Here is a 15,563-nt window from a genome sequence, read left to right on the forward strand (position 1 = left end):
TTACCGGCACGAGGGTCTGACACGGCCCCAAAGTAGTCAGAAAACGTCCCCACAACCCCGTCTCCAAACACCAAGGAGACATCTGCAGAATCCGCTTCGACCTAAGATTTCGACTCCAACGCCATATGCGATTCCCCTGCCGTTCAGGGGGAGAGGGTAGGGTGAGGGGGCGCGCAGCAGGGCTGCGCGTCTCGGCCTCGGAGCAACAACGGAACTTCAGAAAGAGCCCTCACCCTACCCTCTCCCACAAGTGGGAGAGGGGGCGACAAAGCCCTAGATCTGCCGGGCGCGGCCTTCCCAGTAGGGGGCGCGGACCTTGTTGCGCTGGATCTTGCCGGCCTCGGAACGCGGCAGCTCGGTGACGAAGTCCAGGCCGCGCGGCACCTTGTAGGCCGCCAGGGTTTGACGTCCGAAGCCCAGGATCTCCTGGGCCAGCTGGTCGGAGGGCTCGTAGCCGGGCTTCAGCATGATCACGGCGCGGACCTGTTCGCCCCACTCGTCGTGCGGGATGCCGACGGTGGCGCTGTCGGCCACGGCCGGGTGCTTGATCAGCTCGTTGTCGATTTCCTGCGGGTAGATGTTCACCCCGCCGGAGATGATGGTCTCGGCGTTGCGGCCGGTGAGGAACAGATAGTCGTCCTCGTCGAAATAGCCGACGTCGCCCATGGTGAAGAAGCCGTCGCGCCGGTTGGCGTTGGTCTTGGCCTCGTCCTTGTAATAGGTGAAGCCGCCGCCGGGCGGCAGCTGGTGATAGATGCCGCCGGGCACGCCGGGAGGCAGTTCATTGCCTTCCTCGTCGAGGATGCGGACCTGCAGCATCTGCGGGCGCTTACCAACGCTGCCGGGCTTCTTCAGCCACTCTTCGGCGGTGATGGTGAAGCCCGCCCCGCCTTCGGAGCCGGCATAGTACTCGCTCAGCACCGGGCCGAACCACTCGATCATGGCGTGCTTGACCTCCGGCGGGCAGGGGGCCGCGCCGTGGACGATGTATTCCACGTGGTCGATGGGATAGTTGGCCTTCACCTCCGGCGGCAGGGACAGCAGCCGCTGGAACATGATCGGCACCAGGTGGAAGTGGGTGACCTTCTTTTCCGAGATGGTCTTCAGGACGTGCTCTGAATCCCACTTGTCGATGAAGTGGAGCGGCACGCCGGCGTTCATCGAGGCGTTGACGTCGAAGGCCAGGGGCGCGGCGTGATAGGCCGGGCCGGCGCACATCTGCACCGAGGTCTTGGGATCGTAGCCGCGCAGGGCCAGCATGCTCGGCGGGATCACCGGGGCGTTGGCGCGGTGCACGCCCTTGGGCCGCCCGGTGGTGCCGGAGGTGTACATCATCTGGCCGCCGCGCACGGGGTCGGGGATGTCCGAGCCGTCCTCGGCCGCCAGGGTGGTCTCGTAGTTGAGGAAGCCCTCGATATCGCCGCCCACCGACAGCTTGATCAGCAGGTCGGGGCACTCGGCGGCGGCCGGGGCGGCGGCGGCCACACGGGCCTCAGCCACCAGGGCCTTGGCTTCGCAATCCTTGATGATGTAGGCGATCTCGTCGACCGTCAGGTGCCAGTTCACCGGAGTGATGCGCAGTCCGCTGCGCTGGGTGGCCGCCAGGGTCTCGATGAACTCGGCGCGGTTGGAGCAGAGCAGGGCCAGGCTGTCGCCGGCCTTCAGGCCCGCCTTGCGCAGGGCGCGCACCAGCTTGTTGGCGTTGGCGTTGACCTCGGCGAAGGTCTTTTCGCGTCCGGAGGGGTCCACCACCGCGGTGCGGTCCGGCGCCTGGTCGGCCCAGAACGCCACGGTCATTCCGTGGTTGGCCGACTCGTCCAGAGCCGCGTTAAATTCTTCTGGCGTCTTAAATTCTTGCATTCAAATTCCTCCCGTCGCCCGGTGGCCGGCAGCGGCTTTCACGCGGTGCAATCAATTTTGTAGGTTCCGGCGCGGAGGTCGCTCGGCGGTCGCGCGCGCAATATGCCCGTGACCTGCCGTTCCGTTCCGGAAACCCACCATCACACGCCTCGGCGCGCTCGACAACGCCCCGGAAATCCGGACGGCGATCGGATGTGGAACCTCAGCCATGAAACTTCGTTGGCGCCGAGATCGGGGAGCCCATCACGAACTAGGCCGTTATGTGCTGTCAACGGTGAGCGGCCACGCTCGCCGGTCCTTGAAACGATGCGAGTGAGGCGCTTGAGCGATCAAGAGAACAAGCAATCAGACCGGATGGCCCGCACCGGCGTGGCCGGTCTTGATGACATCCTAGGGGGCGGCCTGACCCGCAATCGAATCTATCTAATGGAAGGGACCCCGGGCTCCGGCAAGACCACGGCGGCCATGCAGTTCCTGATGGCCGGGGCGGAAGCCGGCGAGACCGGGCTCTACATCACCCTGTCGGAGAGCGTCGAAGAGCTGCAGGCCACGGCCACGTCCCATGGCTGGGTGCTGCCTGACCAGCTCAAGGTGTTCGAGTTGATCCCGCCCGAGGATCTGCTGGACGAGCAGCACCAGCAGAGCCTGCTCTATTCCTCCGATCTCGAGCTCGGGGAGGCCACCCGGATGATCTTCGGGGCTATGGAGGATACGAAACCCTCCCGCGTGGTCATCGACAGCCTGTCGGAGATACGCCTGCTGGCCGGCGGCTCCCTGCGCTACCGCCGCCAGATCCTGGCCTTGAAGCACTACTTCTCCCGAAGCGGGGCCACCGTCCTGATGCTGGACGACATGACCGCGGAGGCCGACGACAAGACGGTGCACAGCGTTGCTCATGCGGTGATCCGGCTGGAGGAGCTGGCCCCTGTCTACGGCGCCGAGCGCCGTCGGATGCGGGTGATCAAGTATCGCGGCCAACCTTTCCGCGGCGGCTTCCACGATTTCGCCATCCGGCATGGCGGCCTCATCGTCTTTCCGCGCCTCGTTGCTTCGGAGCATCGCCTGGACTTCAAGCGCGACATCCTGGCCAGCAGTGTCACCCAGTTGGACGCCTTGTTGGGGGGTGGCGTGGCTCGCGGCTCCAGCACCCTGGTCCTCGGGCCGGCGGGCGCCGGCAAGTCGCTGCTGGTGATGGAGTTCGTCGTCGCCGCCATCAAGCGCGGCGAGAAGGCGGCCATGTTCATCTTCGATGAGGAACTGGGCCTGCTGTTCGCCCGCGCCAAGGCCATGGGCATCGACCTGGCGGCGATGCGTGACTCAGGGGACCTGCTCATTGAGCAGGTGGACGCCGCCGAGCTCTCGCCGGGGGAATTCACTCACAAGGTCCGCGAGTGCGTCCAGGCCCGCAATCTGCAGACCATCGTCATCGACAGCCTCAACGGCTACCAGGCGGCCATGCCCGAGGAACAGTTCCTCGTGCTGCACATGCATGAACTGCTGACCTTCCTGAACCGCCGCGGCGCCAGCACCTTCCTGACCGTGGCCCAGCACGGCCTGGTGGGGGACATGAAGGCGCCGGTGGACATCACCTATCTGGCCGACACCGTCATTCTGATGCGCTACTTCGAGGCCTCCGGGCGGGTGCGCCGGGCGATCTCGGTGATCAAGAAGCGCACCGGGTCCCACGAGGACACGATCCGCGAATACGTGATCGATGGCCGTGGCCTCACGGTCGGGGGGGCCATCGAGGGCTTTCAGGGCGTGTTGCGCGGCGTCCCGGTCTATGTCGGCAAATCCGACTTCCTGCTGGACGAACGCGTGTGACCAGCGTGGCCGATCTACGGGGAGAGACCGCCCTCATCCTCACCCCGGCCGGCCGCGACGCCCAGATCGCGTCCAGCCTGCTGGGGGAGGCGGGAATCGAGAGCCGCGCCTGCCGCAACGTGGAGGACCTGTGCCGTGAGCTGGCGCAAGGCGCGGGCTTCGCCCTGCTGGCCGACAACGCCCTGCACAACACCGACATCGGCGGTCTGGCGCTCTGGGTGTCCGAGCAGCCGCCCTGGTCGGACTTCCCCTTTGTTCTGCTCACCGAACGCGGCGGCGGGCTGGAGCGCAATCCCCAGGCCTTCCGCCTGACCGAGACCCTGGGCAACGTCATCTTCCTGGAACGGCCCTTCCATCCCACCAGCCTGGTGAGCGTGGCCCGCACCGCCCTGCGGGCGCGGCGGCGCCAGTACGAGGCCCGCCAGCGGATCGACGAAATCCGCGAGGCCGAAACCCTGCTGGAGCGCCGGGTCGAGGAACGCACAGCCGAGCTCGGCGCCGCCAACCGCCAGCTGGTCACCCAGATCGAGGAGCGCGAGAAGGTCGAGGCCGCCCTGCGCCAGGCCCAACGCCTGGAGGCCGTGGGCCAGCTGACCTCCGGCGTCGCCCACGACTTCAACAACCTGCTCACCGTCGTGTTGGGCAATGTGCGCCAGTTGGCCAAGGCGGAGGCTGACCCAACCACCCTCCGCCGCCTGGACATGATGGAACAGGCCGCCCAGCGGGGCGCCAAGCTCACCGCCCAGCTCCTGGCCTTCTCCCGTCGCCAGAAGCTGGAGCCGCAGCTGGTGAACCTGAACCAGACCGTCGAGAGCATGCGCGACCTGCTGCAGAGCACCATGGCCTCGCACGCCCGCATCGAGACCGAACTCGATTGCGATCTGTGGGGCGCGATGATCGATCCGACCCAGATCGAGCTGGTGATCCTCAACCTGGCGATCAACGCCCGTGACGCCATGGAGGTGGGCGGCGTGCTCACCGTCGGCACCGCCAACGTCACCCTCGGCCAGCCCCGCCGCGCCGAGGAGCCGCCGCCGGGCGACTATGTGATGGTGGCGGTTTCCGACACCGGCACAGGCATGTCCTCCGAGGTGCTGGCCAAGGTCTTCGAACCCTTCTTCACCACCAAGGCGGTGGGCAAGGGCTCGGGGCTTGGTCTTTCCCAGGTGTTTGGCCTGGCCAAGCAGTCCGGCGGCGGGGTGCGCATCGACACCGCCCCTGGAGAGGGGACCTCGGTGAAGGTCTACCTGCCGCGTTGCGACGACATGGCCGCGCCCCGCGCCCTGCCTCCCGAAGCGCCCCGGGGCATAGATGGCCGTCCGGTGGTGCTGCTGGTGGACGACGACAGCGCCGTGCGCGAAATCACCGCCGGCATGCTGGACGAGCTGGGCTACTGCGTGGTGGAGGCCGGCAGCGGCGGCGCGGCCCTGGAGACCCTGCAGCAGCGGCCGGACATCGACCTTATGCTGCTGGACTTCGCCATGCCCGGCATGAACGGGGCCGAGGTGGCCCGCGAGGCGATCACGCGGCGGCCGCACCTGCCGATCGTCTTCGTCACCGGCTATGCCGATGTCGAGGCCCTGGCCCATGCCGGGGACGCGGGCGTCATCCAGAAGCCCTTCGAGGACCACGAACTGGCCAGCAAGCTGCGGGCCGTGCTCGAGGGTCTCTCCGCCTAGAGCATGTCAGGCGCAAGTGGGCACCGGTTCGCCGCCCGGACATGCTCTAGATTCAAGAAGATAGACCCTTTTTATCCGATCAGGTTGATTCAACCTGATCCGGAAAGGGTCTAGCCGAACTTCGCGCGCGCCCAGCGCAGGGCGAGGTAGCCGGCGGTCGCGGCCAGGGCGGTGACGAAGGCGCCCCAGGTGATGTCGGCCAGGGTGATCTTGGTGGACCAGACCTTCAGCGTCGCCTGGTTGGTCAGGTCGTAGGTGGCGTAGCAGACCGCCCCCAGGATGGCCCCGGTGGTCATGGCCTTGGTCCAGGAGGTGGCCGGCGAGACGGCGAGCGCCATGATCCCCAGGATGTAGACGATGTAGAAGACCGCAGCGGCCTTCAGATTGACCTCGTCGGCCAGGACCGGATTGAGGGTCGGCCGATAGAGCCGCTCATTGCTCCAGGTCAGCCACACGGCGTCCACCACGGCGAAAACCAGGCCCGTGGCCAGGTAAGCGATGACGTATTTCAGCATCTGGTGCTCCCTCAGGCCGGCCGCAGGCGATAGTGGCTGACGCCCCATTCCGCGCCGCCGCGATGTCCGAACAGGCCGGCGGTGGCCAGGAAGAACAGCCGCCAGCGTCTCCGCCACAGCACCGCCTGGTCGCCATAGACCTCCCGCAGGACCGGCCGGATCACGGCGGCGTTGCGGTCGTAGTTCTCCAGCCACTGGTTGGCGGTGGTCTCGTAGTGGGCGCCGCTCCAGCGCCAGTCGGCCTCGACGGTGAACAGGTCGGGGAACTGCCGCATCAGGTCGTGGCTGGGCATGACGCCGCCGGTGAAGAAGTGCTGGCCGATCCAGTCGGCCTCGTCATTGACGTCGAACCGGTAGGGCGTGGTCCTGTGCGTGAAGACGTGGATGAACATCGCCCCGTCCGGCTTCAGCCATCCCTTCGCCCGGGTCAGCAGCCCGCGCCAGTTGGCCATGTGCTCGAACATCTCCACCGAGACGATGCGGTCGAAGGCGCCTTGCGCGGCCGCGAAGTCGTTCATGTCGGCGGTGATGACGGTGAGGTTGGTCAGGCCCTGGGCGGCGGCTCGCCGGCGGATGAACTCGCCCTGGCTCCTGGAGTTGGAAACGCTGGTGACCCGCGCTCCGGGCAGGTTGCGGGCCATCCACAGCGATAAGGACCCCCAGCCGCAGCCGAGCTCGAGGATGTGTTGGCCATCCCTCAGGTCGGCATGGGCGGCGGTCTCGGCCAGCGCCTTTTCCTCCGCCTGTTCCAGGGTGGCCGCGCCGTCGCCATAGAGGCAGCAGGAATACTTCAGCTGCGGCCCCAGCACGGCTTCAAAGAAGGCGGCCGGCAGCTCATAGTGCTGATCGTTGGCTTCTCCGGTGTGCTCGGCGATCGGCCGCTGGGCCATCTCCAGAGCGAACGTCGCTTCGGCGTCGGCCGGGGCGCCCGCCAGGTTGCGGCGCGCATTGGCCACCAGGAAGTCCACCGCGGCGCGGCGCACCAGGTCGGGAAGCGGCGCGCCCTCGAAGGCGTTGATGGTGCTGGCGACGAGACTCATGGGGCGGCCCTCTCCTGGCTCCCGGAAAGAAGCCTTCAGGAGCCATACGGATGCAGCTTGGCCGCGGATGCGGCGTTTGCATCCGCAGACAGTGGCGTCGCGTAACTCCACCATGCCAGCCCCAGGAGGTTCCGTGACGCCGCAATGCCCCGACAAACCGCTCCGTATCGCCGTCGTCGGCGGTGGTATCGCCGGCCTGTCCGCCGCCTGGATGCTGGGGACCAAACATGCGGTGACCCTGTTCGAGGCCGACAGCCGCCTGGGCGGCCACGCCAATACGGTCGAGGTGCGCGAGGCCGAAGGGGCGACCCCGGTGGACACCGGCTTCATAGTCTATAATCCGCCGAACTACCCCAATTTCAGCGCCCTGCTGGATCACCTGGGCGTCGCCAGCCAGCCGGCCGACATGGCGCTGAGCGTCTCCCTCGACGACGGCGCCTTCGAATATTCCAGCGGCGCGATCTTCGCTCAGAAGCGCAACCTGTTCAGCGCGCGGTTCTGGGGCATGCTGCGGGACGTCAACCGCTTCTACCGCCATGGCCCCAGGGACCTGGCCAGCCTCGAGGCGCCGCTCACCTCCCTGGACGACTATCTGTCGCAGAAGGGCTACTGCTAGGCGTTCCGCGACGATCACCTGATCCCCCAGGCCGCCGCCATCTGGTCCACGCCGCTCACCGCCATCCGCGACTACCCGGCCGCCGCCCTGATCCGCTTCTTCCAGAACCACGGCATGATGACGATCTTCGGCCGGGGCGCCTGGCGCACGGTCACGGGCGGCAGCCGCGCCTACGTCGCGAAGCTCTCGGCGGCCTTCCGGGGCGAGGTCCGGTCGAGCGCCCGGATCGTCTCCATCCGCCGCGACGCGCTCGGCGTGGAACTGCGCGACGCGCACGGCCACGCCGAACGCTTCGACCAGGTGGTGATCGCCACCCACGGCGACCACGCCCTGCGCCTGCTGGATGACGCCACGCCGGAGGAGCAGCGCCTGCTGTCGGCCTTCAAGTACAGCCGCAATCTGACCGTCCTGCACACCGACCCCGCCCTGATGCCCAGGCGCCGCAGCGCCTGGACCAGCTGGAACCACATCGGCAAGCGCTCGGCGCCGGGCGAGGGCTGCGTCACCTACTGGATGACCCGGCTGCAGGGGCTGAAGACCGCCACGGACTACTTCGTGACCCTCAACCCCACGAAGGAGATCGCGCCCGAGGCCGTCGTCCACACCGACGTCTACGAGCATCCTCTGTTCGACGCCGGGGCCATCGCCGCCCAGCGCGAGATCTGGTCGCTGCAGGGGGTGCGCCGCACCTGGTTCTGCGGCTCCTATCTCGGCCATGGCTTCCACGAGGACGCCCTGCAATCGGGCCTGGCGGTCGCCGAGGAACTGGGCGGGGTCCGCCGCCCCTGGACGGTGGAGAACGAGTCCGGTCGCATCCATCTGGACGGCGGGGTTCCCGCGCCCGCCGTGCAGGCCGCCTGACCATGTTCGCCTCCGGTCTCTATTCCGGAGTCACCACCCACACCCGGTTCCGCCCGCGCGGCCACCGGCTGCGGTACGCCATCTTCATGCTGCTGCTGGATCTCGACGAGCTTCCGGCCCTGGACGCCCGGCTGAAAGCCTTCGGCCAGGACCGCTTCCGGCTCACCAGTTTTTCGCAGCGCGATCACCTGGACGGCTCGGCCACCCCGCTCAAGACCCAGGTCGAGGCCCACCTCGCCGCCGCCGGCATCCCGTCCGGCGGGCCGGTGCGTCTGCTCTGCATGCCGCGCATCCTGGGGGGGGTGTTCAATCCCCTCAGCGTCTATTTCTGCCACCGCCCCGACGGCGCCCTGTCGGCCATCCTCTACGAGGTCAGCAACACCTTCGGTGAACGCCACAGCTACCTGATCCCCGCCCATGGGGCAGGCGTCATCGAGCAGCAGGCGCCCAAGGCCTTCTATGTCTCGCCCTTCATGGACATGGATCTGGCCTACGCCTTCCGCATCGCCCCTCCCGGCCAGCAGGTCTCCATCACCGTCGACGTGCACGACGCCGAGGGACGCCTGCTGGCCGCCAACTTCGCCGGACAGCGCGCCGAGCTCACCGACGCCGCGATCTGGAAAGCCTGGCTCAGCCACCCCCTGATGACGCTCGGCGTCATGGCCGCCATCCACTGGGAGGCGCTGAAGATCTGGCGCAAGGGCGAAAAGCTCCGCCCCCGTCCGAAGGCCCCGGGCGCGCCTGTGACTGTGGTTCCGGCGGCCCAGGTCAGCGCCGCCTAGACTCTCTTCCTCCCCCGGCAAACAGGGGAGGAAATCGTTCTCGCCTCGCCAAATCCCGGCGCAGACACATCACCGCAACCTTCCCCGCCTATTCGCCACCTGCGTCAAAACAGGTCTGGCGCGCCTAGGGCGGGCGCCTCAGAATGTTTCCATACTAGACGATGGAAATTTGAGATGAGTGATTCACACCCCTCCCGGCGGGGTGCGGCCTCGGCTGACTCCGAGCCAATCCAAGTCGATGTGAAGACCATGCCCCGCGTATTGCAGCGGATCGTGTTCTTGGCTCTAAGATACCCGTGGCTGGTGGCCCTGGCGATGGCCGCCTCGCTGGGCGCGGCGCTCGCCAGCCTGGCCCTGCCGAACCTGCTGGGCCGCGCCGTGGACCAGGCGCATGGCCTGCTGCTGCAAGGCGCCACCCAGGCCGACCAGGCCCGCGAGGCCCTGTTGATCACCGCCGGGCTGGTGATCGGCGCCACCATTCTGCGCGGGGCCATGACCATGTGGTCGGGCTATCTGGGCGAACTGGTCAGCCAGAAGGTCGGCCACGACCTGCGCCTCCAGTTCTTCCAGCAGCTCCAGCGCCTGTCCTTCGGCTTCCACGATCGCATCCACTCGGGCGACCTGGTCACCCGCGGCATGCTCGACCTGGAGGGGGCCCGGGTCTTCATCCAGGGCGGCCTGATGCCGATCCTCACCCTGACCCTGCTGCTGGTGTTCGCCTCCTGGCAGATGCTGGCCATCGACCAGACGCTCGGCCTGATCGGCCTGGCCTTCGTGCCCTTCTCGGCCCTGGCGCTCGGCCGCATGGGCTTCCTGCTGCGGGTGACCTGGCTGCGGTTCCAGGAGCTGATGGCGCAGTTGACCCTGACCATGGAGGAGAACCTCCAGGGCATCCGCGTGGTCCGCGCCTTCGCCGGCAAGCTCTTCGAGATGGCCAAGTTCGACCAGGCCTCGGTGGACGCCCTGGCCTATTCCTACAAGCGCATCACCCTGCGCTTCCGGGGCGTGGCGGTGATGCAGGTGACCTTCAACGCCTCCATGGCCGGCGTCCTCTGGTATGGCGGCCACAAGGTGGCGGCCGGCACGATGAGTGTCGGCACCCTGACCGCCTACCTCACCTACATGACCCTGCTGCAGGGCCCGATCCGCCAGATCGCCATGATCTTCAACGCCGCGGCGCGGGCCACCTCCTCCGGCGCCCGGGTCTTCGAGGTGCTGGACCTGGAGCCGGAGATCGCCGATGCGCCGGGCGCCAAGGCGCTTGCGCCATCCAAGGGCGTGCTGCGCTTCGAGAGCGTGGACTTCGGCTACGTCCCCGGCAAGCAGGTCCTCACCGGCGTCGACTTCGAGGTCGGGCCTGGCCAGACCCTGGGCATCGTCGGCCCGCCCGGCTCGGGCAAGTCCACCATCGCCAACCTGATCCCCCGCTTCTACGACGTCACCGGCGGCGCCATCACCATCGACGGTGTCGACATCCGCGACGTGACCCTGCCGTCCTTGCGCGAATATGTCGGCCTGGTTCAGCAGGAAGCCTTCCTGTTCGACAGCTCCATCGGCCACAACGTGGCCTATGCCGATCCCTGGGCCGAGGAGGAGCGCATCGTCGGCGCCGCCAAGACCGCCCAGATCCACGAGCACATCGTGGGCCTGCCCGCCGACTACGAGACCCGGGTCGGCGAGCGCGGCGTGGCCCTGTCCGGCGGCCAGCGCCAGCGGATGAGCATCGCCCGCGGCGTGGTGCCCGGTCCTGGCGTCATGATCTTCGACGACTCGACCGCCGCCATCGATGCGGTGACCGAGCGGCGGGTGCGCGACGCCCTGGCCGAGGCCACCCGGACCAAGGCCACCATCATCATCGCCCACCGGCTGTCGTCCCTGATGCACGCCGACCAGATCATCGTGCTCGATGACGGGGTGGTGGTGGAGCGTGGGACCCACGCGCAGCTGCTCAAGGCCGGCGGGGTCTATGCCGACCTCTATGAACTGCAGTCGCGCTCGGACGCCTCGGCGACCCTGGACGACGTGACCTTGGAAGGGGCGCCCGCGTGACCGACACCACCGCCAACGCCGCGCCCAAGCGCACCACGCCGCGGGCCTCCCTGGGCTCCTCCGAGGGCGACGACGTCTTCGGCACCTTCGACATCAATGTCGCGCGGCGGTTCCTGGCCTTCCTGGGCCCCCACAAGCGCTCCCTGGTCATCGCCCAGGTGGCCGTGCTGATCTCGGCGGCCACCCAGGTGGCGGTCCCGGCCATGATCGGCGCGGCGGTCAATGCGGCGGTGGCCAAGGACGGGCCTCTGCTGGACCGGACCCTCATCGTCTTCGCCGCGGTGGCCGCGGCCTACGCCACCTTCTTCTTCATCGGTGAATGGCTGTCGTCGCGCCTGGCGCAGCGGGTGATCTTCGACATCCGCCGCAAGATGTTCGCCCACTTCCAGGACGTGTCCCTGTCCTTCATGGACAAGACCCACGTCGGCCGGATCATGGCCCGCCTGCAAGGCGACGTGAACGCCCTCCAGGAGTTCCTGGAAAACATGAACGGCGCCATCGGCGACTTCGTGATGCTGGTGGGCATCACCGTCGTGCTGCTGATGACCGACCTGAAGCTCGGCCTGCTGACCCTGACGGTCCTGCCGGCCCTGATCGCCATTCGCGCGGTCTGGCTGCCCTTCTCGAAAAGAAGCTTCCGCCTCGCCCGCGACGCCTCCTCCACCGCCAACTCGGCCCTGGCGGAGAACATCAACGGCATCCGCACCGTCCAGGAGAGCCGCCGCGAGCAACTGAACTTCGAGCTCTACAAGGAGAAGGCCCAGGAGAACTTCACCGCCCAGGTGGGCGCCTCCTGGATGACCCAGATCATGGTCCCCACCGTGGACGTGCTGACCGGCCTGGCCATGGCCATCGTCATCATCGTCGGCGGTAACGCGGTGCTGGGCGGCACGCTCAACGTCGGCGTGATGGTGACCTTCATCCTCTATGTGCAGCGGTTCTTCGAGCCGGTCCGCATGTTGTCCATGCAGTACACCATCATGCAGAGAGCGATGGCCGCGGGGCACCGGATCTTCGAGGTGATCGACGTCCCCGTCACCATCGCCGACAAGCCCGGCGCCATCGAGCTGAAGGACGTGCCGGCCACGGTGGAATTCCTCAACGTGACCTTCGGCTACGATCCCAAGCGCCCGGTCCTGCACGACATCAGCCTGATGGTGCGGCCCAAGGAGGTCGTGGCCCTGGTGGGTCCCACCGGCTCGGGCAAGACCAGCATCATCGCGCTGGCCCACCGCTTCTATGAAGTCGATCAGGGTCAGGTCCTGGTGGGCGGCCACGACGTGCGCGATGTCACCCTGGATTCGCTGGGGGCCAATATCGGCATGGTGCTGCAGGAGCCCTTCCTGTTCACCGGCACCATCGAGCAGAACATCCGCTACAACACGCTGAGCGCCACCAAGGACGACGTGATCGCGGCGGCCAAGTCGGTCAGCGCCCACGACTTCATCATGCGGCTGCCGGACGGCTACGACACCCAGCTCGGGCAGCGGGGCCGCAACATCTCCATGGGCCAGCGCCAGCTCATCAGCTTCGCTCGCGCCCTGGTGGCCAACCCGCAGATCCTGATCCTCGACGAGGCCACGGCCAATATCGACTCCTTCACCGAGCAGGCGATCCAGAAGGCGCTCAAGGTGCTGTTCGCCGGCCGCACCTGCATGGTCATCGCCCACCGCCTGGCCACCATCCGCGACGCCGACCGCATCGTGGTGCTGCAGCAGGGCCGCATCCTGGAGCAGGGCAGCCACGACGTCCTGATGAAGACCGGCGGGCTGTACTCGCACCTCTACACCTCGGCGCACGCTTCCTTCGATGACCAGGTGGTGGCGACGACGGGCGACTCCGAGTTCGCGACGCGGACGTGAGGCGGCCTATTCCGCCAGAGGGTCAGTCGCGCCCCGGGGTGGCCAGGACCTCGATCTCGCCGCCATAGCCCAGGTCGCGCACGCGGCCGATCAGGGCCTCGACCTCGGACCGAGGCGGGGCGACGGCCCGGGTGAAGACATAGACCTTGTCGAACTTGGGCTCCGACGAGACGAACCACTCGCCCTGCGCCCCGGCGGCGATCACCCGATACTCGCGCGACGGGCGGAACGGGCCAAAGCGGTAGCGGACGTCCAGCACCGCATTCTGGCCGGGGTCGCGGATCGTGCCGATTCCCGACAGGGCCCGTTCGCGGCCCTGGGGTCCGTCCTGCCGGCAGGCGTCGCGCACCGTGATCCGGCCCTGGGTGTCGCGGCCATGCTCGGTGGTGGCGTACTCGCAGCCGCGCGTGAGGCTGGTGGGGGTGCGCGCCTGCTCGTACCAGGTGCCGAGATAAAACGTGTCGGGGTTCAGCGGCCCCGCCGTGGGCGGCGTGGTCGGGCGGCTCTGGGCCAGGGCTGGCGCGCCGAAGGCCATTAGGGCCGATACCGCCATGAGGCCCATCAGGGTCGTGCGCATCTCGGGATCTCCAATGAGGCTGGAGTTGAGTTTACGCAGGCCGGGCGCCGGCGGATGCGCTGCGCGGGCGAGGCGCGCGCAGCGCTCCCTTGAGACGTCTGACGAATGCTCGCCATGCGTCTCCTGGGGCGCCTAGCTCAGCGGCCCACCGTCCAGGGTGATGCGGTGCATCAGGCGGTACTGGCCAGGATAGTCGTTCATCGCCTGGTGCCAGGTGCAGCGGTTGTCCCAGATGGCCATCGACCCCTTGGCCCACTGGAAGCGGTGGACGAACTGCGGCTTGACGGCGTGCTGGTAGAGATAGCCCAGCAGGGCCATGCTCTCCTCGCGGCTCCAGCCGACGATGCCGGTGGTGAAGGCTGGATTGACGTAGAGCACCTTCTTGCCGCTGCCTGGATGGGTGATGACCACAGGGTGGATCGCCTCGGGCACGTCGGTATTGCCGGCCAGGTCGGCGCGGTCGGTCATGGCGTAGACGCTGGTCTTCCCGAAGACGTGCTCCGAGGCGTGGTGGGCCTTGAGCGTCGCCAGCGTCGACTTCAGGCCATCGGACAGGGCGTCATAGGCGGCGTACATGTCGGCGAACAGGGTGTCGCCGCCGGTGGGCGGGGTCTCGACGGCCAGCAGCACCGAACCCATGGCGGGCGCGAGGTCGTAGCTGTGGTCGGTGTGCCAGCCGCCGCCGATGTTGGTCTGCTGCTCCGGCGTCTTCTCGACCTTGGCGATCTCGGGATAGCGCTCGGTCTTGGGGAAGTAACGGTTGACCACGATGGGGGCGAGGCGCCGGGCGAAGGCGATCTGCTGCTCGGGCGTCATCTGCTGGCCGTGGATGAAGGCGACGCCGCGGTCGAAGACGGTGGCGCGGATCAGGTCGATCTCGGCGTCGGTGGCCCGGTTCAAGTCGACACCCTGAACCAGGGCGCCGCAGCCTTCGGTGGGGCGGATCGAGAGGTCGAGGGTGGTGGTCATGGCGGGCTCCTGTTGAGGAGAGCCTAGGCCGGCGGCTTGGCGGAGTTTGTCACCAGGGTTACAATTGGGAATGAGTCCCCGCGAGCGCGCCGCCGAACTGCTGACCCGGTCCGTCTGGTTGCAGGGGCATGGGCCGCCGATGATCGAGGCGCTCCTGACCCACGGCCGCATCGTCCACCTGCCCACCGGCGCCTGGGCCCAATCGGAGGGGGATGAGCAGACCGGGATCACCCTGGTGGTGGAGGGCGCGGTGCAGATGATGTGCGCGGCGCCCGGCGGACGCGAGGTGCTGTTTGGCCAGGCCGGCCCCGGCGTGGCGCTCGGCCAGACCCTGCGGTTCGGCGGCGGGCCGCGGCTGGTGACCCTGATCTGCGTGGAGCCGAGCGTGCTGCTGGTGGTCCCCGACCATGCCCTGACCCGCATCGCGGCCGACCGGCCGGAGGTCTGGCAGGCGGTGGCGGCGCTGGTCTATCTGCAGCTGCGCGGCGCCCTGATGATCGCCGCCGAGGCCGTGGCCCTGCCGCCCCGCCAGCGGCTGGCCGCCCGACTGGACATCATGGCGCGCACCGGCGGCCCGTCCCTGCGCATGAACCAGCAGGCCCTGGCCGAGATGCTGGGGCTGAGCCGCAAGACCGTGAACTCCTACCTGCTGGGCTTCCAACGCGCGGGCCTGCTGACCCTCGGCTACGGCCAGATCGAGGTCTGTGACACCGCGGGCCTGCGGCGGGTCGCCGAGAGCTAGCCGGCGTTCGCGCCCCGGGAGAAACCGGCCGGTGGTCTCCGGGAATGACCGTGAAGGGTGATGGGGTGGACGCCCCCCGACGGCATCTACGTGCCAGAGTGAGGGTGTTGATCTTCACTCAAGGGAGGCGTCCATGGGAGACGTTACCATCATTGGTCTGGATATCGCCAAGTCTGTGTTCCAGGCG

At 67.8% G+C, this 15,563-nt stretch carries 13 protein-coding genes; 8 read left to right on the forward strand and 5 right to left on the reverse strand.

All coding sequences use genetic code 11. The features are described from left to right. Positions 1–273: 273 nt before the first annotated feature. Positions 274–1,860 (reverse strand): AMP-binding protein, encoded by a 1,587-nt coding sequence (locus tag Q8N10_RS20670; protein WP_304783480.1) that lies wholly within the window; start codon positions 1,858–1,860, stop codon positions 274–276. Positions 1,861–2,181: 321 nt separating this feature from the next. Here Q8N10_RS20670 and Q8N10_RS20675 point away from each other — a divergent pair, with 321 nt between their 5' ends. Together Q8N10_RS20675 and Q8N10_RS20680 are read left to right on the forward strand one after the other, a co-directional pair. Further along, entirely contained in the window at positions 2,182–3,684 is a 1,503-nt protein-coding gene (locus Q8N10_RS20675; RefSeq protein ID WP_304783483.1) for an ATPase domain-containing protein, read from the forward strand. Further along, entirely contained in the window at positions 3,681–5,363 is a 1,683-nt protein-coding gene (locus Q8N10_RS20680; RefSeq protein ID WP_304783486.1) for a response regulator, read from the forward strand. Before Q8N10_RS20675 ends, Q8N10_RS20680 begins: the two co-directional genes overlap by 4 nt. Positions 5,364–5,473: 110 nt before the next feature. On the opposite strand, the gene Q8N10_RS20685 is transcribed toward Q8N10_RS20680, so the two are convergent. Further along, the gene (locus Q8N10_RS20685; protein WP_304783489.1) at positions 5,474–5,878 is read right to left on the reverse strand and encodes a DUF2177 family protein; all 405 of its coding nucleotides are present in this window, start codon (positions 5,876–5,878) and stop codon (positions 5,474–5,476) included. A gap of 11 nt (positions 5,879–5,889) precedes the next feature. Further along, a complete protein-coding gene (locus Q8N10_RS20690; RefSeq protein WP_304783492.1) occupies positions 5,890–6,918 on the reverse strand; it encodes a cyclopropane-fatty-acyl-phospholipid synthase family protein in 1,029 nt (342 codons plus the stop codon). A 133-nt stretch (positions 6,919–7,051) separates the two neighbouring features. Here Q8N10_RS20690 and Q8N10_RS21115 point away from each other — a divergent pair, with 133 nt between their 5' ends. The 5 genes from Q8N10_RS21115 to Q8N10_RS20710 all read left to right on the forward strand — a co-directional run bounded on the left by Q8N10_RS21115 (position 7,052) and on the right by Q8N10_RS20710 (position 13,088). Next, the gene (locus Q8N10_RS21115) at positions 7,052–7,534 is read left to right on the forward strand and encodes an FAD-dependent oxidoreductase (protein WP_370690271.1); all 483 of its coding nucleotides are present in this window, start codon (positions 7,052–7,054) and stop codon (positions 7,532–7,534) included. A 90-nt stretch (positions 7,535–7,624) separates the two neighbouring features. Continuing rightward, positions 7,625–8,395 (forward strand): NAD(P)/FAD-dependent oxidoreductase, encoded by a 771-nt coding sequence (locus Q8N10_RS21120; RefSeq protein WP_370690272.1) that lies wholly within the window; start codon positions 7,625–7,627, stop codon positions 8,393–8,395. Between the two features lie 2 nt (positions 8,396–8,397). Then, positions 8,398–9,177, forward strand: a complete 780-nt coding sequence (locus Q8N10_RS20700) for a DUF1365 domain-containing protein (protein WP_304783495.1) — start codon at positions 8,398–8,400, stop codon at positions 9,175–9,177. 249 nt (positions 9,178–9,426) lie between these two features. After that, positions 9,427–11,226, forward strand: a complete 1,800-nt coding sequence (locus Q8N10_RS20705; RefSeq protein ID WP_304783498.1) for an ABC transporter ATP-binding protein — start codon at positions 9,427–9,429, stop codon at positions 11,224–11,226. Continuing rightward, a complete protein-coding gene (locus Q8N10_RS20710; RefSeq protein ID WP_304783501.1) occupies positions 11,223–13,088 on the forward strand; it encodes an ABC transporter ATP-binding protein in 1,866 nt (621 codons plus the stop codon). The genes Q8N10_RS20705 and Q8N10_RS20710 overlap by 4 nt, the downstream gene beginning before the upstream one ends. A gap of 22 nt (positions 13,089–13,110) precedes the next feature. Here the strand turns inward: Q8N10_RS20710 and Q8N10_RS20715 are convergent, their stop codons facing one another. Both Q8N10_RS20715 and Q8N10_RS20720 read right to left on the reverse strand, forming a co-directional pair. Continuing rightward, positions 13,111–13,665 carry a lipocalin family protein gene (locus Q8N10_RS20715; RefSeq protein WP_304783503.1) on the reverse strand — a complete coding sequence of 185 codons (555 nt, stop codon included), beginning with the start codon at positions 13,663–13,665 and terminating at the stop codon, positions 13,111–13,113. Between the two features lie 132 nt (positions 13,666–13,797). Next, positions 13,798–14,634 (reverse strand): TauD/TfdA family dioxygenase, encoded by an 837-nt coding sequence (locus Q8N10_RS20720; protein WP_304783506.1) that lies wholly within the window; start codon positions 14,632–14,634, stop codon positions 13,798–13,800. Positions 14,635–14,704: 70 nt separating this feature from the next. On the opposite strand from Q8N10_RS20720, the gene Q8N10_RS20725 reads away from it, so the two are divergent. After that, on the forward strand, positions 14,705–15,376 hold the full coding sequence (locus tag Q8N10_RS20725; RefSeq protein ID WP_304783509.1) for a Crp/Fnr family transcriptional regulator: 672 nt from the start codon (positions 14,705–14,707) through the stop codon (positions 15,374–15,376). The last annotated feature ends 187 nt before the right edge of the window (positions 15,377–15,563 follow it).

The sequence above is a fragment of the Phenylobacterium sp. genome, from assembly GCF_030693625.1.
Classification (GTDB): Bacteria; Pseudomonadota; Alphaproteobacteria; order Caulobacterales; family Caulobacteraceae; genus Phenylobacterium; species Phenylobacterium ferrooxidans.